The sequence below is a fragment of the uncultured Bacteroides sp. genome, assembly GCF_958445495.1.
In the GTDB taxonomy this organism is placed as follows: Bacteria; Bacteroidota; Bacteroidia; order Bacteroidales; family Bacteroidaceae; genus Bacteroides.
In genome coordinates this window covers 1-20,900 of the sequence record NZ_CAUCSQ010000002.1, presented here as the reverse complement: position 1 = coordinate 20,900, position 20,900 = coordinate 1, and the positions used below count along the sequence as shown (strand labels likewise).

General features: G+C 46.7%; 12 protein-coding genes. 2 read left to right on the top strand and 10 right to left on the bottom strand.

The genetic code is table 11. The features are described from left to right. Positions 1–9 precede the first annotated feature (9 nt). The 8 genes from Q5076_RS01090 to Q5076_RS01055 all read right to left on the bottom strand — a co-directional run bounded on the left by Q5076_RS01090 (position 10) and on the right by Q5076_RS01055 (position 16,227). Complete coding sequence (locus tag Q5076_RS01090; RefSeq protein WP_303010373.1) at positions 10–3,393, bottom strand: glycoside hydrolase family 2 TIM barrel-domain containing protein; 3,384 nt, start codon at positions 3,391–3,393, stop codon at positions 10–12. A 22-nt stretch (positions 3,394–3,415) separates the two neighbouring features. Continuing rightward, a complete protein-coding gene (locus Q5076_RS01085) occupies positions 3,416–4,306 on the bottom strand; it encodes a YitT family protein (protein ID WP_303010372.1) in 891 nt (296 codons plus the stop codon). Between the two features lie 114 nt (positions 4,307–4,420). Continuing rightward, positions 4,421–5,830 (bottom strand): Gfo/Idh/MocA family protein, encoded by a 1,410-nt coding sequence (locus Q5076_RS01080; protein ID WP_303010536.1) that lies wholly within the window; start codon positions 5,828–5,830, stop codon positions 4,421–4,423. A gap of 403 nt (positions 5,831–6,233) precedes the next feature. Further along, positions 6,234–8,867, bottom strand: coding sequence for a M60 family metallopeptidase (locus tag Q5076_RS01075; RefSeq protein ID WP_303010371.1), 2,634 nt, complete (start codon positions 8,865–8,867; stop codon positions 6,234–6,236). Positions 8,868–8,939: 72 nt separating this feature from the next. Then, positions 8,940–10,250, bottom strand: a complete 1,311-nt coding sequence (locus Q5076_RS01070) for a DUF1735 domain-containing protein (RefSeq protein ID WP_303010370.1) — start codon at positions 10,248–10,250, stop codon at positions 8,940–8,942. Positions 10,251–10,268: 18 nt separating this feature from the next. Continuing rightward, positions 10,269–12,182: a RagB/SusD family nutrient uptake outer membrane protein gene (locus Q5076_RS01065; protein ID WP_303010369.1), complete on the bottom strand. Its 1,914-nt coding sequence runs from the start codon at positions 12,180–12,182 to the stop codon at positions 10,269–10,271. 18 nt (positions 12,183–12,200) lie between these two features. Next, complete coding sequence (locus Q5076_RS01060) at positions 12,201–15,539, bottom strand: TonB-dependent receptor (RefSeq protein WP_303010368.1); 3,339 nt, start codon at positions 15,537–15,539, stop codon at positions 12,201–12,203. A gap of 34 nt (positions 15,540–15,573) precedes the next feature. After that, on the bottom strand, positions 15,574–16,227 hold the full coding sequence (locus Q5076_RS01055) for a FecR family protein (protein WP_303010535.1): 654 nt from the start codon (positions 16,225–16,227) through the stop codon (positions 15,574–15,576). A gap of 260 nt (positions 16,228–16,487) precedes the next feature. On the opposite strand from Q5076_RS01055, the gene Q5076_RS01050 reads away from it, so the two are divergent. Next, positions 16,488–16,742 (top strand): hypothetical protein, encoded by a 255-nt coding sequence (locus Q5076_RS01050; protein ID WP_303010367.1) that lies wholly within the window; start codon positions 16,488–16,490, stop codon positions 16,740–16,742. 102 nt (positions 16,743–16,844) lie between these two features. Then, on the top strand, positions 16,845–17,390 hold the full coding sequence (locus Q5076_RS01045) for an RNA polymerase sigma-70 factor (RefSeq protein WP_303010366.1): 546 nt from the start codon (positions 16,845–16,847) through the stop codon (positions 17,388–17,390). A gap of 170 nt (positions 17,391–17,560) precedes the next feature. Here the strand turns inward: Q5076_RS01045 and Q5076_RS01040 are convergent, their stop codons facing one another. After that, positions 17,561–19,426, bottom strand: coding sequence for a right-handed parallel beta-helix repeat-containing protein (locus tag Q5076_RS01040; RefSeq protein ID WP_303010365.1), 1,866 nt, complete (start codon positions 19,424–19,426; stop codon positions 17,561–17,563). A gap of 85 nt (positions 19,427–19,511) precedes the next feature. Next, a complete protein-coding gene (locus Q5076_RS01035; protein WP_303010364.1) occupies positions 19,512–20,771 on the bottom strand; it encodes a Gfo/Idh/MocA family protein in 1,260 nt (419 codons plus the stop codon). Positions 20,772–20,900 lie beyond the last annotated feature (129 nt).

Below are 20,900 nucleotides of genomic sequence, written 5' to 3'. Positions count from 1 at the left end.
CTAAGGTTATTAATAGACGTATCTGGCGGCATTGTCTGCCTGGTTTGCCGAACGGACGGGTACTAGCGTAAAGCCCCAGTTGTATTCGCGGTTGGCGGGAATCTGGTAAATCGGTTCCGGGCGTGAACCCCAACTGTCGTATCCGCCTACTCCCTGCTGCTTCATATCTACACAGACCTCGACGAAGTCTCTCGGAACGATGTCGTTGACATGATGCATTCTCCGCAAGACGTTGCGTGCGGCGTTCTCGTCATGTTTGGCGACCTCTTCCGGTGTAAAGTTGCTCCACTGGTAAGGATGGGGGAGAGCCTCTTCGGAATCGAAATCCTCGACGGAGTTGCGCAGGGCGTTAAATCCTAACAGGCTGTCCGCCACGATAACCAGGCCGTTTCCTTTTTCAGGAGATAAGGCAACCCAGCGGGTATCTGTCCGGTGGCCGTTTTCCTGAGGACGTACGTAGTTGAAGTACATCTTGTCCGCCGTTGTCTGATATACGCCTACCAGCGTTCCGTGGTTGCGGTCGATGTAGTTCTCTTCAGGACCGCGGCCGAAATAACGGACATTGTTCATTTGGGCAGGCAGGCGGAAACGTACTCCGATACGGGGAACTTCCAGACCGGAAGCAGCTTTGCGTGCGGCGTCGTTGCCGGGGGTGAAGGTTGCCATGCGGGTAGCTTCGGAAACTTCGGTCCGGGCAGCCTTCATATCCGTGGAAGTGAACGTAGCATCGACGTTTACGACACCACTCGGATAAATCTTGTAAGTGATGATGTACAGGTTGCCGGCTGCCAGCAGGTAGGTGGCCTTCAGCGAAACGGTCTTGTCTTCTTCGGACATCTTGACATCCGTTACTTTAAAGTCTTTGCTCGACTGTTTCCAGACTTGCAGGCGTTTGGGAGCGCCGTTTCCGTAATCATTGTCGTTTGGAGCCCGCCAGAAATTAGGCTGGATGCCGAATCCGTCCTTGAAATACTCGGTTCCGTCCACTTTGTAGGAAGTAACCAGGCCGCTCTTCTTGTTGAATACGAAGTTTACTTTCGAAGAGGAGACGGTATATTCATCTCCCTGGGCGGAAGTTTTCAATGCGGGGCCGTTGGCTTTATAAGCATTTCTTGAAGCCGTGACAGGAAGCCGGAACTGGTCGTAGGCAATTTCATATCCCGCCGGAATCAGCGGTTCCGGTTCTACGGTCATTACGCTGAAATTGACGAAATATTCCGTGCCCGCCTGGGCTTTCAACCCGTTTACCGGCACTGTGATTTCTTCGGATGCCTGAGGAGCTATGTCAAGCGAAACCTTTCCGCTTCTTACGGTTTTTCCGTTTGCAAGCACATTATAGTGGATACGGTATTTTTTCAGGTTGGTAAAATAAAAACGGTTGGTTATTCTGAATTTGCCGGAAGCGGCGTCGACAGCTTCGAAACCTACGTTCTGGTGAACGTATTTCACTTCCGCCATAGCCGGATGCGGGCTGCGGTCAGGGTTGACAAGGCCGTTGCAAAGGAAGTTGCCGTCGCTCGGCGCGTTTACTCCGAAATCGCCTCCGTAAGCCCAGTACTCTTTTCCGTCCTTATCTTTCTTGAGAATGCCCTGGTCTACCCAGTCCCAGATATAGCCTCCCTGGAGATTCGGGTATTTGTAGATTGCCTGCCATTGTCCCCACAGGTTGCCTGTCGAGTTTCCCATCGCATGTGCGTATTCGGAAGGTGCAATCGGACGGTCGCTGCCGTTTCTGCCGATGGTTTCCAACCACTTTGCACCGGGATACTGAGGTACGTACATGTCCGAATTCCATTCCCATTGCGCACGTTCGTAGTTGACGGGACGGTTCATAAGGGCCTTGTCCGCTTCTTTCACCCATAAGTAAGTCTGATAGAAGTTGTATCCGTTGCCGGCTTCGTTGCCCAATGACCAGAAAGTGACGCTGGGATAATTCTTGTTGCGTTCAAACATGTTGATGGTACGGTCCAGGTGAGGTTTCAACCATTCCGGGTTGTTGCCCAGGGTTCCGCCTTTTCGGAGGTCGTAATACATGCCGTGGCTTTCGATATTGGCTTCGTCGTAGACATACAGGCCGTATTCGTCGCAAAGTTCATAAAAGCGGCGGTCTTGCGGATAGTGGCAAAGGCGTACGGTGTTCAGGTTGTTGCGTTTCATGAGCTCGAAATCGCGGCGCATCGTTTCCTCCGTCACATAATGTCCTGTCCTGGGGTCGTGTTCATGGATATTCACGCCTTTCAGTTTCAGCGGTTGCCCGTTGATGAACAGGCATACATAAGGTTTGCCGTTCGCCGCTTTTTGTTCGATGGGTTTGATTTCAATTCGGCGGAATCCTACGTTGAACGGAACAACCTCATTGACTTTTCCGTTTTCTTTTACCGTCATCAGCAGTTTATACAGGTTCGGGTGTTCCGATGTCCATGTTTTGACATCCGCCAGTTCTTTGTCGAAGGAAAGCGTGCGGACTTCCCCGGAAGGAATATAAGCGGTTTTCTCCTCTCCGGCTACTGTTTTTCCTTGGGAGTCCAGCAGTTCATAGGCCAGTGTGAGGTTGACCGCCTCTTTCCGGTGGTTTCTCAAATCCGTATTCAGCCCGAAGATACCGTTCTTATAGCTGTCGTCCAGAGTAGATTTTACCCGGAAGTCTTTGAGTGCCGCCTTGGGTTGCGAATATAAATAAACATCGCGTTCAATGCCGCTGATGCGCCAGAAATCCTGGCATTCCAGATAAGAGCCTGTGCTCCAACGGAAGATTTTCAGGGTAAGCACGTTCTTGCCCGGTTTCACATATCGATTGATTAAGAACTCTGCCGGATTCTTGGAATCCTCGCTGTATCCTACTTCCTGTCCGTTGATATATACGTAGACACCGGATTTTGCACCTGCCAGATGCAGGTAGATATCCCTTCCGTCCCATTCTGCCGGAATGGTTATGTCCCGGCGGTACACTCCTACGGGGTTGTCTTCCGGAAGAGCCGGGGGAGTCGGGTTGCGCGGTTTGAATTCATAACCGTGGTTGGTGTAGATAGCCACTCCGTATCCTTGTACTTCCCAGTTTCCGGGAACTTTGATATCGTCCCAGGAAGCGGTGCTGACAGAGGGGTCCGTAATGTTTTCCGGAAGTTTCTTATAGCTGTCTGTAAAAAAGAATTTCCATGTGCCGTTCAGCAACTGGTAATACTTGCTCTTTTCAAACTTCCCGGAAAGGGCGTCCGTGCGGTCGTCATACGTCATAAAGGAAGTCCGGGGGTACTCTTTGTTCACTGCCACTACCTGAACATCTTGCCAATAAGGCTTTACAGGCGTTTCCCCGGCTATGCCGTTTACCGGCATCAGGGAAAACATTCCCGTGATGATGTTAGTTAATAATAAGGGGGTTAGTCGATGTTTCATGTTTTTCAGATTTGGTTTTTCTTTATTTTATTTTGATATGATCGAATCCTTCTCCATAAACTCCGATTACCGCACTTTGCGAAACAAAAGCGTTCGGGTCGATGTCTTTTATCAGCCGGAAGATGATGGGAGATTCCCTTTTCTTGGCTAATACGAACATCATCTTCACTTCCCGTCCCGTATAAAATCCGGTCGCGTTGATGAGGGTGACTCCCCGGTGCGGATATTCGTTGATGTGCCGTCCTATTTCTTCGTATTTGTTTGATATGATGAAGAACTGTACGGACTGGCGGGCGCTATTCACTACCTGGTCGAGTACGAAACTGCAAATATATAGAGTTGCGAATCCATATACTACTTTTTCCCAGTCTTTTAAGACAAAATAACTGGAAGTGATAATAATCATGTCGCAAATCAGCATGACTCTTCCTAATGTGATATCCCTGTATTTGTTGATGATGGCTGCAATGATATCCGTGCCTCCTGTGCTTCCGTTGGCGGAGAAAGCAACGCCTATTCCGCCTCCGCAGAACGATGCGCCGATGACACACGCCATAAATGGCTGGTCGTGCAGAAGATTGATTCCCGTCGCTATTTTCTGGATGACGGACAAGAAGAAAGTCAGGGTGAACACTCCGAAAATCGTTTTGATGCAGAACTTTAATCCCAGCAGTTTAAGGGCCAGCAGTAACAGTAACAGGTTGATTGCGAAGTACGTATATTGTACGGGAAAACCGGTGGCCCAATATACGATGGATGCGATGCCCGGTACTCCTCCGGTGGTGATGTCGTTGGGAAGTAAAAAGACCGTCCACCCTATACCGTATAAAATCATGCCCACTGCAATCATTACGTAATCTCTGGCCTCGCGGATAACACCCTGCCTGGAAAGTTTTGGAATAGCTGTTTTCATAAATGTGATTATGATAATATCTGAAATATTAAAACACGAACCCATGAATAATCCGGCTTTGGGGGAGAAGCCGGATTCATTCATAATATTCGTGCTGGCAAAGATACTACTTTTTTATTTTGCGAAAGCGTGATGATAGCCTTTTACTTTATTCCATCCGCCGCGGGTGAAATCAGGCACTTCCACCGGAGCCGAATTGTTTTCGATGGAAAGGCGGGTAAGCTCAGCCATACAGCACCATTCCGCCAGGTCATAAACGTCCATGTCCAATGGCAGGCCGTTCTGCAGGCAATATGCCAGGCGATAGTCCATGATAAAGTCCATGCCGCCGTGACCGCCCACTTTTTTGGCTGTTTCTTCCAGTTCCTTATGAATCGGATGTTTGTATTTGTCCATCAAGGCTTTTCTGACTTCTGCGGGTACGGAGCCGTGCGCGTTCAGGTTTTCGTGGTTGGGGACATCTTTGGAGTCCACTTGCGACGGTCTCAGGCAGTATTCCTCAATCGGGTACTTGCTGGCATAACCGTCGGCTCCCACTATCTGGTACATGCGGCTGTACGGGCGGGGCGTCATTACATTGTGCTGGATTAACATGGTTTTTCCGTTTTCCGTGCGGATTAACGTTGAGGTCTGGTCGCCGTTCTGGAAATCCGTCACCTCTTCGCCCGTCTGCTTTTTGATGTAAGCCGGGCCGTTGACAGCTTTCGTATCCATTGATACCAGCGTTTTCATGCGGTCGCCGCGATGGATGTTAAGCACTTGGCAGGCGGGGCCCATGCCGTGGGTGGCATATACGTCTCCACGGTGTTTCTGGTTGTAATCCATTCTCCAGTTGTTCCAGTATTCGGGCCAGAAATCTTCCAGGTTGTGTATATAAGAGCCTTCTACGTGGAGCACTTCTCCGAAGACGCCTTGTTGCGCCATGTTCAGGGAAGTCAGTTCGAAGAAGTCATATACACAGTTTTCCAACTGCATACAATGCTTGCGGGTTTTCTCAGAAGTGTTGATTAGTTGCCAGATTTCATCCAGATTCATGGCTGCCGGGACTTCAATGGCTACGTGTTTGCCGTGTTCCATTGCGTAGACACCCATTTCTGCATGATGTTTCCAGTCGGTTGCTATATATACAAGGTCGATATCGTTCCGTTCGCAAAGTTGTTTCCATGCGTCTTCCGAGCCGCTGTACGAAGCTGCCTCAGGCAGTCCGGCGTTTTTCAGAATCTCTTGCGATTTTTCCACACGTTCGGGCAACAAGTCACACAAGGCTACTATTTTAGTACCCGGAATATGTGTCCAGCGTGCCACGGCTCCGGGACCGCGCATTCCCAGTCCGATAAAACCTACACGTACGGTATCGATTTTGGGTGCGACAAGTTGGATAACGTCTTCTTGTCCGGCGGGACGGGCAGGAGTTTCTACTTTGATAGGCTCAAAAGCGGTTTGAACTTTTGGCTGTTGGGTGCAACTGGTATGCCAGGTTAACAGGACAAGACCGATAGCTGCGGCTGTGAATAGCTTTTTCATCATATTTTAATGTTTTTAATAGGGGTTATTTGTTGTTTTTCATTCAGTCGTCAAAACTAGTAATTAATTACTCAATTTATCCTATTTATCATGAATTATTTTACAATAAATTTTTATTTTGGGTAGAAAAAAGAGATACCTCTTTCTTCTACCCTTTTTTATCTGGATGCGTTTGCGTTGTGACGCCGGCACAAAATAAATACACACATAAGAGATGTTTACCCTATTATACGATATCCTTTTTAATATTTATTAAGTACCGGAGCGAAATTTATTATACTCACATGATTCATATAAATGACAGGTGTTTAAAAACGCTAACCTAAAATTATAGAATCTTTTTATGATAGCTTAACATTTTACACCCTTCATGTACCGGGCAATAATCCGGAATGAGACCTGGTTATTCGGATAACGGAACCCGTTTCCCGTCAGCCTGTACAGCATACAGCTTGGCGTATGTGAGCGTTATCGACGAAGGAACCTCGAACTTGGCGAAAGTTGAAAAATAAAGCAGTTTCCCGGTTTCGTTTTTCTCTCTGAGTTCGAAAGCCACAGCTTCATCTCCATCCGTCACCGTCACTTCCCGTCCGTTGATGCGTCCTTTGATATTTTTGGTTATGGGCCGGATATTCTGGAATTGCGTATAGTAACCGACCTCCGGGGGAGTGGTATCCAATCCGGTATCTCCCGCCTTCCTGTCTTCCAGGTAATAGAACGGTTTAGCCTTCGGATATTTTCCCATCGTCGTTTTGGTTTCGTTTATCATTGCGTCCGTTACCAGATAATGATAGTTGCCGTATTGTTCTATATTTGCGTCCACCGGCACGAAGAACCCCCACATATCGAAAAATTCCGTCAAATCTTCCTGGGCGGCTTCGCTTGCCATGCGTGCGAATAAAAGTTGTTTCACTCCTGGATTGTCGGATGTTGTCCGGTTGTCCCTCATCAATTTGAACAACCTTTGCCAGAAATCCGTCTTATGCCCGCAACGGTGGTAATAATTCCACAATTGCCAGTTCATGCGCATGTGTAGTTCGGTATTTTCATTCTGGTGGCCGTCGCCGAAGTTAAACCAGGGGCGGTTTAATACGCAATGGGCTTCCGAAAGAGTCATTTTGGTGATATTCCCGTCGGCGTTGGTGATGCGGTTGTCCGCTGCTCCGGGAAGGTTGAGTTCCGTTCCGCGCGAACAGTACTTGCCCAGTTTGTATAAGATATAGTTGGAAAACAAGTTATTGGAAGATTCGGTAGAACTGGGCCAGTCAATTGCCGATTGGTGAATATGCCCGATTTCATGTGCGGGTCCCCATGCATTGTCTTTGGCCTTCATCACGTTATCGTACAACAGGATATTGTCTAAGTAGGTATATATGAATGCGATGCGATAATCAGACGCCCACATGTATGAACCTTCGGGAGAGATGGCGAACAAATGGTTGTTAACCAGGTCGGGACGTACATCTTCGATTCCCATCAATTCCTGTTCCCAGCCGATAATGTTATCCCACAGATTGATTGCCGACAGTATTTCGTCTTTTACAAATTCGCGTAGCTTGGTGCGGTGAAAATAAAAGATGATTTTGTCTCCGCGCACTCCGAAATATTTGTCGGTGGCTTTAGACAGCAATTCAGCGTATTTGGCATCCGTTTTGTGTTCCTTCAAATCGAAGAAGCCGGTAACCGTACCGCTTCCCAGGGGAATATGTATCTTAATAGGAGCCGGGCTGGAAGTAAGGTCATGGTTGTACATGACGAACAATTGTCCTTTATTGCGTATTTTAATCTTGTTGACGCCGGGTTCCAGATAGTAGACATCGCCGGACGCCGCCGTCTGCACATAGACTTGTTCTTCGCCGAAACCGGTTTGCTCTTCTCCGACACATTGCAGGGAGATTTCATTTCCATGAGTCTCGCCGACCAGGACGATAACTTCATCTTCTTTGTTTACGGCGATACCGGTCAGGTTGTCCAAATTACTGTAATGCTTAGTCATCAGTTTTTCCGCCCATTCGTCAATGTCGCTGTAGGCTTCATAGCTACGTATCCGGAACTCTTTTTCCCATTCGTCATAGGTGTTGTTTTTCAATGCTTGGGCTATACGGATGAAATAATTGCTGGGCAGTTCGTTTATCTCTTCGTCCGTAATGCCGGATTTCAGCTCCGTGCAGGTGATATCTTTGAATACGGTCAGCAGCTTGGCTTCCAGACTCTTGTCGGTATTCTTCTGGAAGAACTGCATCTCGTCGCAACTGGCAAAACCTCCGGCTCCGCTTTTTACGACGAATTTAACTCCTGTAACCTTTATCCCTTCTTTGAAAGAAACCTTGCTGGGGTCATTTTTCATTTTGAAATCATAACTGCCTTGCAGGGTATAATTGCTTCTGCCCGGTTCTGTGGATGTATAGACTTCTATCTCGCCGAAGTTCCCGTTTCCTGAACGGGTGTAGTAAATGAAGTAATCGATTTCGGTGTCTCCTCTGAAATAATATTCCAATGTGACCGGAAAAGAGGTATTGTTCCATGGGCTGTGGTAATGCGATTCGGACGAGCCTTCCGTAAATTTGTCATCGTAGGATTTATCTATATTGTATCCCGGTTGGTATTCGCTGGCTTTGCCACCGTACGGTTTTATTTGAATGTCTTCACCTATCACAACGTCGTTGGCGCCATACTGCTTGAGCGTGATTACGTAATTCCGGATGCTTGAGGTGACCTTGATTTGGGCGGAACGCGCTTCCTCACCCGTGTTTTCATCCACTGTGACGGTAATGGCAGACTCTCCGTCTCCCGCTGTTATGCTCTTTCTGACTCTTGCCCATTTCTCCGTAGACTCTGCATTCCATGCGGATTGTTCAAGAGAGGTTTTGACCGGAATCGTGAGAGTCGCGGCGCTTTTGTCTATTTCTTTGGACAATTCCGCAGATGCTATCTCGAAGAAAGATTCGATATCTTTGGTATCGTCTTTGCAAGAGGCTGCAAGGGGGAATGTAATGAAACAGAGCAAAATCTGTGTGATTATATCTTTTGCTTTCATGGCTTTGGGTTTTTATGAAAAGCAAACGGTGGCTGTCTATCACCACCGTTTGCAAATTAAATAATCGGATTGTCAGAAACCGTATAAGCTAAATTCGCTCCATACGAAGTATGCTTCTCCCTGCCAACTGCTTTTGCAGGTGAACCGGATACTTTTGACAGGGGTTGAAGGCGTCTGTTTCGGGGAGTTGTACACTCCTGCCGCCGTGCCCGGTAATTCGTCCGTATCCCAGGCAAAGTCTTTCAACGATGTGAAGTCCGTACCGTTCGCACTCACGCTTACGTTGAAATATGCCAATGCCGCATTGCCGTTCGACGACCTGTTGGTGTAAGAGAAGATGAAATCGTTCAACGGTTGGGGCAGATTTACCTGTACATAATGTTTTTCTCCGATGTCGATGCTCCATGCACTATGGAAGAAAGTAGCTATGCTTCCGTCAAGGAGGTTGGCTATCGGTCCTTCGCTGGGTTCTTGTGCATTGGTGTACAACATGTCGGTCGTCAACGGATATTTGTCGGATACTTCCAGCAATATCTCATTGTCATCCACATCGAAAGTCGGTATGCTGATGGACTTTAGACGTAGGGGAATGACCGGCGCGTCCATACTGACTTCGGTCAGTCCGGCTTCGGTCCTGTTGATGTTGACCTTTAACGTTGCGGTGTTGCTGCCTTTGGTGAAATTTACGATACCGCCGTTTACCAGTGTGTAGCCTTTCTCCAGAACTTCATGGCCGCTGGCTGTCGGTAAGGCTTCCACTTGGCAGGTGAAATCCCATTTGTTTTCTATCTGTAACTGTAACGGTATTTCGACGGTGGTTTCTCCTGCCGGACAATATTGGGTTACCACTCCCTTTTCTGTGAAGGCTACTGCCGGAACAACTACTTTAGGTTTGATAATCAACACATTCAACGTAGAATTGATGGAATCGTTATCGCTTTTCAACATAATCGGAATGACGTAATCGGAGTTGCTTGCCGGCATTTTGTCTATTTCGGTAGTGTGCATCGACATGTTGATGATTTTATACATGTCTTCTGTCCCGAAATGGATGTCGCTTTCGGAAAGGGTGTAACAGCTTTCCGGAAGACGTTCCAAATTCAGTCCTCTCGGCGTGCAATACTCTTCCAGTTCTTCGGCGCTCATCGGTTTCAGGGAAACATCGGCCGTAAGTTCGGGGAATGCGCCCCCCTTGATGATAGAGAAACTGTATTCCGTATCTTCTCCGGTCTTATAAAGTGTCATGTCTATGACACCCGTCGTCTTTAAATATAGAATCTTGTGAAACTCCTGCTGGTAGATTTCATTTTTATCTATGTCTTCACAGGACATGTTGGCTAACAGGAGTCCGAACAGTAAGGATGTTAAATATATCTTTTTCATATCATAAATGATTTAGAGTTAATAACCGGGCGCTTGAACCATTTGCGGGTTTTTGTATGACTCGTTGTAGAAAATCGGAGCCAGGTACATGCGGGATTCCCAAACATAAGACCTTGCCAACTGGACAGGTTTGTTATATTCTTCAAAAGTCGGGTTCTGTTTTTCTTCCGCATTCAGTGCCTTCCGCTTTCCTGCCGCAAAATATTTCGGACCTTGCACCCAACGGCGAACGTCGAAATACCGGTGTCCTTCGCCCCATAATTCGATGAAACGTTCGTTTCTTACCCATTCAATCAATGGCTTTTCCGGGGTAATGTCACTTTCCGCCAAGTCCGGAACTCCGGCGCGGTCGCGGATGATGTTCAGGGTCGATATTGCTTCTTTCTGTCCTAAAGATGCCTGGCATTCAGCCAGATTCAGGTATAGCTCAGCCATTCTTATCAACGGTCTGGGCGGATTTCCGCCGGAGCTGAAACTGCCCGATGCATTGACTATGGCTTCCGGACGGAGGTATTTCTGCGACATATAGCCTGTCGAACAGTGGTCGCGGTTGAACAGTCCGGGGTTGAGCCCTTGCAACTGGTCGTTCCGCAGTTGCATTTTTAGCGGTTGCCCGTCTTTGATTTTTGAGCCGTAATCGCCGCCGTCAAAGGCAAACCATGCATAGAAGCGGGGTTCACGTCTGATGTGCAGTTTGATAATGTCTTCCCTGCCGGTCAGGTTGCCGCTGGTGAACCAGTCTTCTTCACGGGTGAAGTCGTCGTCCGTGTCCGGAGTTTTTCCGTTGGCAGTATAGAAATACTCGGCGGAGTTCAGGGTAGGAGCTATCCCGCTGTATCCGCTGTACCAGTTACCGTCGGACTGCTGGAGAATCCGGGTGGGAAGAGAGTGGATTATCATGCTGTCGTCGCCGGTATTCAGTCCCCAGACGAATTCCTTGTTGCCTTCCGTCGGCCTGGCTGTCAAAACATATCTCATCAGAAGCACCTTCTTTTTGAAATCGTCATATTCCTCATTGTCAGACATGCCCGGAATGTAGGGCAGGGATATATTGGATTTGGTATATAACGTTTCATCTTTATAAAGGGCGAATCCTTCGTTTTCCGCAGCTTCAATCGCTTGGTTGCATGCCGTTAACGCCCGTTCCCATTTTGATTTGTCGTATGTTGTGCTGACCAGTTCTTTTCCGTATCCCGGAGTTTCCACTTTGTTTGTCCAGTCAGGGTATGGAAATTCACCGTTCCACAACGGAGAAGCGGCATAAAGCAAGACTCTGGCTTTGACGGCTTTGGCTATGGCTACGGTTGCTCTTCCCCATTCGCTGTCTTTTATTTCAGTGGTGGGAAGGTCATTGGCGGCTTCGTCCAGAAGGTCGACAATCCAGTTGGTGACATAGTCGTAATGGGAACGCCCGTTATATTCATTGTTGGGCGTATCCATTGCTATGTATGAATCCGTAATGGGACAGGGACCGTAAAAACGCAGAACTTCAAAATGATAGTAGGCTATCAGGAATTTGGCCTCGGCTATCCATCTGGTTTTATCGCTCTCCGTCACTCCTTGGGCATTTTGCAGTTCCTGGAGGAAAAGATGGCACTGTCCGATAAACCGGTAATAGTTTCCCCATCTGTGGTCGAGAAGATTGTGAGGGGTATAAAGTCCGTAACCTACGTTCTGGCATGCGTATCCCCATAATTCGGGAATGGCGAATTCGTCTGCCGACCCTTCCGCATTGGCGAAATAGACGGGATTCTGTATCCCGGCGTAGCATGAATAAAGAAATCCCAATGTAGAGTTGTAGTCTTTCGTGGCATCCGGCAAGGTTGGCTTTTCGGTCGGTACTACCTCCAGAAAATCGCAGGAAGCCGCAAAACAGCTTAATGCCATTATGAATAGGGATACATATAGTTTTATGTTTCTAAAAAGTTTCATATTATCAGTTGTTTTAGGTTAGAAATTAAGTTGTAAACCGATATTGAATGTACGTTGCAGGGGGTATTTGTACCATTCCAATTCCGGGTCCCAATATTTGAACGGACTGAACACGGCTATATTGTCTCCGTTGAGATACACACGTCCGTATTTGAAATTATATCCGACTTCCAGGGTCTTGAAGCGCAGGAAGCTGCCGTTTCTCAACCAGTAGGTACTGACCTGATGGTTGTTGCCGGTATCTGCATCCGTCAATCCCAAACGGGGATACTGGGCGGAAGGATTCGGGTTAGCCTCTGTCCAGTAGTCGTCTGCGATGAACTGGAAAATATTCGCGTCGCCGGAACCGAACGGGTGTATTCCCGAAATAATGATGTTTCTCTTGGCGGAGCCGTTGAAGAAGATTCCGAAGTCGAATTTCTTATAGGTCACGTTCATTCCGAAACCGTACTGAATGCGCGGAGTGTTGTTATATTCGGAAATCAGGGAACGGTCATACTCGTTGATTACGCCGTCGCCGTTGATATCGCGGTATTTGATGTCACCCGGTTCTACCGTACTTCCCAAATCCTGTTTCGGGCTGTTGTCTATCTCTTCCTGGCTTTGGAACAGTCCTTCGGCTATGTAACCGAACCTGGAATTGATGGTATGTCCCGTTTCGATTTTCCATGCATACGGATAAACGGGTTCGTCCAGGCTCACATACTTATTCTGGGTATAGGTGAAATTGCCACGGATATCTACCGACAGGTCTTTATTGATTTGATGATGGTACGAACTGCTGACTTCAAATCCCCAGTTGTCTACCTCACCCATATTTTTCCAAGGTTTGGCGGTGTAGTATCCCAGAGATTCGGGCCATGCCTCCCGGTGTACGAGGATGTTATAGCGGCGTTCCTTGAAATAGTCGGCAGTGACTTGCCAGTTTTTGAACAGGGTAAGGTCTATTCCGACGTCAAACTTCTTGGAGCGTTCCCAACCTCCGTTTACTACGCCGTACTGGTCTACAAACGGGCCTGAACCTGTATAGAAGTTGTTTTCGACACCGCTGGTAAAGCCGACGCTGCCTAAGGTAACCTGAACGATGTAGAGGAAGTGCGGGGAATTGGCGATTAATCCGGTTTCGTCGCTGCCGACAAGACCGTAAGAAGCCCTTATCTTAAAATTGTCTATCTTATCTTTCATTGTTTCGAAAAAAGCTTCGTTGCTCACTACCCAACCGATGGATGCCGCCGGGAAGAATTCGAACCGGTTTTCGCGTGCCAGACGTTCCGTGCCGTTATAACCGAAGTTAAACTCAAACAGGTAACGTTGCCCGTAATCATAGGTAAAGCGTCCGGAAAGTCCCTGGTTGCGTTGGGGAAGCATGCCGACTTTATAATCGCGCTGCATATACATCAACATACCGCCGACGTTATGAAGCCCGAATTGGCGGGCATAGTTCAACTGGAACTGCAACATGATGGTCCTGTCGCCTTCTTTGGCATTGAATCCTTCCGACAGATAGTCCGTACCGGAGGTTCCCAAACGTTCAAGTTCATAATCGACAGGATTGAGAGGGTCGTAGCTGCCCGGAATTGCCCGGTAGTAATACGGCTCTATATGTTGGTAGAAAGACGAGCGCGACCAGTTTTTGAAGTTTACCAATGCATTCACACTCAACCCTTTGGTGATGAAATTAAGTTCCTGGTTGATTTTGAGTGATGTATTAAGCGTATTCTCGTCCGATTGCTTGTAGGATGTAGACATATAAGCGTACGGATTGGTACGTAGCGTGTTCCCGCTTAGATAACTGTTACCGAAACGGACGTGCGTATCGCCCTGTTGTGCCGGATAGGTGGCCGGGAAATTGATGGGATTGGCGCTTAGAGTCATGGCAAACAAGTCTTTGGTCTCGAAGTTCGGACCTTTCCCTACATTAATCTGAGCGTTCATATTCAACTCTATCTTAGTCGTCGGGCTCAATTTATAGGAGATGTTATTCTGGAAGTTATATCCCATATTATTGATATTGTTCCTGAACGAATAGAGTTTCGGAGTATTCAATAAACCGGTGTCATGGTTGATATTCAAACTCATGTAATAAGTCACTCTGGAACCGCCTCCCGATATATTGATGTTGGCGCGTTGGTTCATAGTCATATCCTTGAAAATCACGTCTTCCCAGTTCACGTCCGGATATATGTATGGGTTTACGTGGCTGCGTGTTCCGTCGATTTGCTCTTGTGTATATTTCTTTGTGGCGGTAGGGTTTCGTGTCACTTGCGCTTCGTTATACATTTCCATCCACGTCGCTCCGTCAACAAACTGAGGGAATCTCGTAGACATGGCAAATGAATTTTCAACTGTAATGTTGATTCTTGTTTTACTGTTCTCTTCTCCTCGTTTGGTGGTGATAAGCATTACGCCGTTGGCTCCTCGCGCACCGTAGATGGCTGTTGCCGACGCATCTTTCAGGATAGAGAAACTTTCGATTGTCTCAGGCGGTATTCTGTTCAGGTCGGTGGTAGAGATTTCCACGTCGTCGAGCATGATAAGCGGAGTGGCACGGCCGCCGAAAGTGGCGATGCCTCGGATGTAGAATTCGGAAGCTGACCCCGGTTCGCCGCTGGTGGTCGTTGCAATCACGCCGGACAGTTTTCCTGCCAGTGAGTTCGTCAGTGAGGAAGAAGGAGATTTCAGCGCCATTCCTTTCACGCTGGTGATGGCTCCGGTCACGCTTACCTTTTTCTGCGTACCCGAACCGACTACCACCACTTCGTCCAACATTTCATTGTCGGATTCCATCTTGATGTTGATTATTCCCAAATCGTCTACGGGAACTTCGCGTTTTTTATATCCTATATAGGTCACAATTAACGTTATCCGTTTGTTTGCAGGGATTTGGATGCTGAAATGGCCGTCCAAGTCAGTGATGACTCCCGTCTGTTCTCCTTTGATTAAAATATTGGCCCCGATAATCGGACTGCCGTCAACTCCGTCTGTTACAGTACCGGAAATGGTACGCTTGGAAGACGATTGCTGGAGCGATTCCGTTTTCTCTATTTTCAGAATCACCTCGTTCCCTTTAATGATATAGCTTATTCCGCTGTTTGAAAGTACATAATTCAATACTTCCTCTGCCGTACCCGAACAATTGATGTTTTTCAATCGGATGTTCTTTAAATCGACGGCATTGTAGAAGAAAGTGTAGTTACTGTTTTTTTCAATAAGCTGGATAGCCTCCTTCATTGTGATAGATTGCCCTTTTATCGAAAGATGTCCTTGAGCGCCAAGAATCGTAAGAGGGTAAAAGAGAAAAGCCAATACGATATACTTCAGATATCGCCGGGCGTCAGAAATTTGAATTTTTCTCATGCTTTTGCATTTTAGATTAGACATTAAGTTAATATTAGTGTTTTAGAATAATTTCATTTGCGTGTTCCTCTTTTTCCAGGTTCAGAATGAAGCAAATCTTGTTGATTACGTCTTCCAGCGGTTCGTCGTAACGGATGTTACCCGTAAATGCCGATTGGTGGTTAAGGCTCTTTTTCAGGATGACATGTGAATTGTACATCCGGTTAATCGTCTCAATGAGTTTTTCCAAGGGGATATCCGTAAAATTGTATTTGCCGTTTTCCCATTTTATATTTTCAACCTTTTCTATTCGGGTATGGATGTCAGCGGGGTTATATACTATTTTCTGCAGGGGGGTCATGACAATCTTTTGTCCGGTAGGTTCCACGTTGAATTCTATTTTGCCTTGAAACAGGGTAATTTCGCTTTTCTCGGAATTATGCTGTTTAACCAGGAAGCTAGTGCCTTTTACGTCGATGAACGCCCGGTCGATATACACCCGGAACGTACTGCCTCCATGCTTGCGGACATCGAACAGGGAATTGCCTTTCAGCCAGACCTTCCTGTTTTTATTGAATGCTTTTGTATATTGGATGGAACTTCCCGGTTCCATCCATACTTTGGTACTGTCCGGTAAAATATGCGTTACGCTTTGGGGAGCTATGACTTTTATGTATTCATTTTCTGTTTTGTCTGTTCTTGAGCTTATCCAATAACCTCCTATGGCAAGCAGGAGAATAATGGAGGCTGCGATGGAATATTGCTTAAGTTCTACAAGAACTTAATAAAAAATGTTTCATTCCACTTTGAGGATACCATATTTATTTTATGATGTAACTATTGAATTATCAGTCGGTTAATAGAAATATAAATATTTTTTTCATCGGGGATGTGGGGTTAGGACAGTGTTAAGTGTATTTATAATATAGGCGTTTTAAAAGAGTCTATGAACCTGTAGAACAAGCGATAATGGATAAAGGGAAGGAGAAAAAAATAATAAAAAAATTGTTATCTGGACGATTGACGAAAAAGCAGCGAAAAGCCTTTGCTGACTGGGATTCCGTGAGTAAAGAAATAAAAAAACAATGGAATAAATCCGGAAATGATGTCGTTGATATAACAATAAAGGAACAGATTTGGAGGAAAATAAAAGAGAGATGCGAACATCGGGAAGTTGCCGTAGTTCTTGTAGAACTTGGTAAAAAACAGCCTGTTAAAGAATGATAAGCAAGTGATTCGTTAAAATGGAAGTATCTCGTAAATAAATGCTTGGAAATGTTGTACTTTATGGTTGTTTCCTTATTTTTGCGGTATAATTAAGACTGAATGGAAGAGAAGTTGATTTTAGATAAGATAAAGGTGGGGGATGCGGCGGCGTTTGCAGTACTCTATGATTGTTATTGGTTAAAGGTTTATAACTTTGCCCAGCTTTATATAACTTCTTCTTCCGAAGTTTCGGAAGTGGTCCAGGATGTTTTTGTCAAGGTCTGGGAAACGAAGGAAACGATTGACATCGAAAAGAATTTTGACGGACTTCTTTTTATGATTACCCGGAATATAATATTCAATTATTCCCGCAGGTATTTCAATGAATTGAATTTCAGGATGACGGCCCTGAGGGGGATAGAGAGTTCTTACAATATGGAAGATGAACTGGATGCCGCCGATTTAAAAATTTATATTGATAAGTTAATAGCCCAGCTTCCTCCTAAAAGGCAACAGATTTTCCGGATGAGCCGTGAAGAGCATTTATCCAATAAGGAAATTGCAGAACGTTGCGCAATCAGTGAAAAAGCGGTGGAACGGCAGATTACCCTCGCTTTGAAATTTATTAAGGACAATCTTCCTTTGTTTATCGTATTTCTGGGATAAGGTTGGTTTGAGTACAAAGCTATGTTTTAGTTTATCATCATTAAAACATGGCTTTGTACTTATAAGATACCGTTTCTATAAAGGATAATTGCCTGATATCCCTCAATCTACGGATGAAAAGAGATTTTTTATCTCCTAGTCCTGTCAGATTGATGTGAAAAAAGAAAGAGTTATTTGCTTTTCTTGAAAAATGGGTTTCCGTTTATTTTTATGTCTGAGGACTTCATCTTCTCGAGTTTAACGGTTTTTCCCAGTACATTCCCTATAATTTTGTTGTTCGAGATGACAACCGCCTTGCAGGCTTCAAGGGTAATTCCTTCTTTCCGGTAATGGCAGGGCTGATAGGTGGTGTCACGTATGAGCGTATTGCCGGAAAATGCCAGTCCGTCTACGGAGCGTGCGAAAAGAATCGGGTAGTCGAAAAGGTGGAAGGTGTTGCCGGTGATACGTATGTTGCGGTGATAAGGGAATTTTTGTTCCAGTGTGGGTATTTCCGGGACAATGCTGATTACTGCCTCACAGAACTGGTAGTTTGAAGAGTTGCAGGGATAGCGGAAATCATTGTTGCGTATCGATACGTCTTTAACGGCTCCGGATTCATACCATGCATTGGCGTCTCCGGCAATCAGGATGGCGGAACCGCTGGATTCGAATATGCAATTTTCTATGATGACTTTTCCCGGAGTGGATACAAGCAGGCCGCGTGCACGGCAACTTCCGAAATGGCAATTGCGTATTTCCGCATCAGGGGTGCAGGTCAGATTCTCTATTACATAGCCGGATTCTATTCCGGCAGGAAGGGGAGCGGACAATTCGATGATAAACTCGGTTTTGTTTAGCGGTTCGAATTTGTTTATTGTTCCGGTAGCTGCCGTGCGCATCGTGTTGTGTTCTATGAATCCGATAAGCTCGTCCGGCCGTCCCCATTCCATGCCTTCACTCATGTCTTGCATGAATCTGCATTTGATACGGGTGGGAGAGAGGACCTCCGTAATGCGGGAACAAGTGCCGTGAATGTTGATAGGGTCGTCCATTAATCCTTTCCAACTGCAATTCTCGATTTTGAGCAGGCCGCTGCATCCCATAAAATGGAAGCCGTCGTCGTGTCCGCTGAATACACGCCCCTTGACGGCGTTCGGGATGATATGGACATCGTTGAATGTGATGTCTTTGCTGTATTGTGACAGAATGCCCAATCCGCATGTGTGGAATATTTTCAAATTCTCCATTTGGACGTCGGTACTGTGGAAAATGAAAACACCTGCATGGTCCCGGGTGCTGTGGCGCAGTACAAGGAGAGTGCCCGGCGCCGGAAAAGACTTGCTGACTTCCTTGTCCGGGGTAGACAGGCGTACTCGTCCGCGGCGTATTTCAGTCGCGTCGTACGAACGCCACCCTAAGTTGTCGCCGGTATCGGGTAAGACAAGATGAGTTTGGGGGTCGAACTGCATGATTGACCATAAACTGCTTTTCCATCCCTCGCCGACAAAAGTCAATTGCCTGTTCTCTATGATATAGGGAAATTGATGCGTGTCAATCTCTATCTCCATAAAATCGGGAGATGATTCGATGACAGTACCTTGCGCAGTCAGGGGAATTTCCCAGTCTACGGTGAAATTTTTTAAGGTAATGTTCCGGCAATGGTCCAGAGTGAAAGGCTGCATCCGTCCGTGCATGATAAATTCGGAACCGTTGCCGTCGATAGTCAGGCTGTCCATCCTGTCGAGCAATACGGCAAGGATTTTGGGATTGACATCATACGTGTTTGTTTCGTAGTAATCTCTTTCTATGGCATGTTGTGCCCAAAAGTCATATCTTCCTTTCGGGAAGACAAGCGTAGCTCCCGGATTCTCTTTGCAGGCATTAATCGCTTTTTGTACAAACGGCACTGCATTGATGCGGCTGTCGGGTTTCAGCCCGAAATCAGAAATTGAAATGATTTTACCTGCTGAGACACAGGTTGTACAAAGTAAAAAAACGTACAGTAAGCCTGCCTTTGACAGCCAACTAGTCTTTGATGATGAGAATGTTTTCATATTATGTTTTTATTGGGGCGCTGATTTATGGATAAGGAATGTTTCGAAAGAGCCCGCCTTATCCTTCCGGTATGGAAAAATAGTTTTAGGATGGGCGCTTTTTCCAGGCTCCTCTGGTGAAATCCGGAATTTCCACTGCCATGCTTTTGTTCAAGACGGATTTCTCGCTCAATTCCGTGATGCAAGACCATTCGGCGGCGTCATATACATCCATGTCCAGCGGCAGTCCGTTGCGCAGGCAATGGATGAGGCGGTAATCCATTACATAATTCATTTCGTTGGGCAACCCCTTGCGATGCGCTTCTTCACCGATGGTTGCACTGAAAGGATGTTTGTAACGCGCCATTGTTTTTTCCAGCGCTTCTCCGGAAAGCGGAGTGTCTCCGTCAGGTTCCAAAGCAATGCAAGGCACAGGATATTTCTGGGCGAATCCGAGAGTGCCGCATACCGTTTGCAGACGGCTGTAAGGGCGCGGGGTAGTGATGTCATATTGAAGCATGATTGTCTTGCCTTTGGCTGTACGGATTAAAGTGGTATTGACGTCTCCCAATTGATATTTTTGCCGGGCCTCCGGTGAATGTTCGCCGAATAACCTGCGGGCATATTCACTCATTCCCGCCTGGTGTGTAGACATGGAAACAAGATATTCCATCCGGTCGCTGCGATGAATGTCCAGTAGTTGGCAGGCAGGCCCCAGTCCGTGAGTCGGGTAAGGGTTGCCGGTGTGTTCGATACTGTATCTTTTCCCCCAGTGATTATGATAGCCGCCTTCGCTCTCTTCTGCGAAATACATGGAACGGAGGTCATGGATATATGCCCCCTCCACATGCATGATTTCTCCGAATACTCCCTGCCGGGCCATGTTGAGAGTCATCAATGCAAAAGGGTCGTAACAACAGTTCTCCAGCATGATGCAGTGTCGCCTCGTTTTTTCTGCCGTGTCAACCAGTTGCCAGCATTCTTCCACACTCATCGCAGCCGGAACCTCGATAGCCGTGTGCTTGCCGCATTCCATTGCGTAAACAGCCATTGGCGTATGCATTAACCAATCGGTACAGATGAAGATTAAATCTATCCCGTCCGATTCACACATCTTTTTCCATCCTTCCGTTCCGGTATAACCGATGGCTTCGGGACGGCCGGCCTCTTTCAGTATTTGCCGGGCTTTGTTCAGATTTCCTTCCCTTATTTCACAGAGAGCCTGAACCTCTACCCCCTCAATCTGGAGATAGCGCTGCAAGGTGAGCAGCCCCCGGTTCCCCAACCCTATGATTCCGATACGGACAACGGGGATGGGAGGATGGGACAAACGGAGCACATGCGGTTGTGTCGGAGAATCTTTCATAATCTTAGCGGTTTGAACTAATAAAAAAAAGAGAACCTAATTTCTCAGATTCTCTTTGGAGAGCGGAAGACGGGACTCAAACCCGCGACCCTCAGCTTGGAAGGCTAATGCTCTATCAACTGAGCTACT

Bases quoted from the DNA above. Each gene is read 5' to 3' on its own strand.
- Q5076_RS01090 (WP_303010373.1), bottom strand. From the start codon at position 3,393: ATGAAACATCGACTAACCCCCTTATTATTAACTAACATCATCACGGGA.
- Q5076_RS01085 (WP_303010372.1), bottom strand. From the start codon at position 4,306: ATGAAAACAGCTATTCCAAAACTTTCCAGGCAGGGTGTTATCCGCGAG.
- Q5076_RS01080 (WP_303010536.1), bottom strand. From the start codon at position 5,830: ATGAAAAAGCTATTCACAGCCGCAGCTATCGGTCTTGTCCTGTTAACC.
- Q5076_RS01075 (WP_303010371.1), bottom strand. From the start codon at position 8,867: ATGAAAGCAAAAGATATAATCACACAGATTTTGCTCTGTTTCATTACA.
- Q5076_RS01070 (WP_303010370.1), bottom strand. From the start codon at position 10,250: ATGAAAAAGATATATTTAACATCCTTACTGTTCGGACTCCTGTTAGCC.
- Q5076_RS01065 (WP_303010369.1), bottom strand. From the start codon at position 12,182: ATGAAACTTTTTAGAAACATAAAACTATATGTATCCCTATTCATAATG.
- Q5076_RS01060 (WP_303010368.1), bottom strand. From the start codon at position 15,539: ATGAGAAAAATTCAAATTTCTGACGCCCGGCGATATCTGAAGTATATC.
- Q5076_RS01050 (WP_303010367.1), top strand. From the start codon at position 16,488: ATGGATAAAGGGAAGGAGAAAAAAATAATAAAAAAATTGTTATCTGGA.
- Q5076_RS01045 (WP_303010366.1), top strand. From the start codon at position 16,845: ATGGAAGAGAAGTTGATTTTAGATAAGATAAAGGTGGGGGATGCGGCG.
- Q5076_RS01040 (WP_303010365.1), bottom strand. From the start codon at position 19,426: ATGAAAACATTCTCATCATCAAAGACTAGTTGGCTGTCAAAGGCAGGC.
- Q5076_RS01035 (WP_303010364.1), bottom strand. From the start codon at position 20,771: ATGAAAGATTCTCCGACACAACCGCATGTGCTCCGTTTGTCCCATCCT.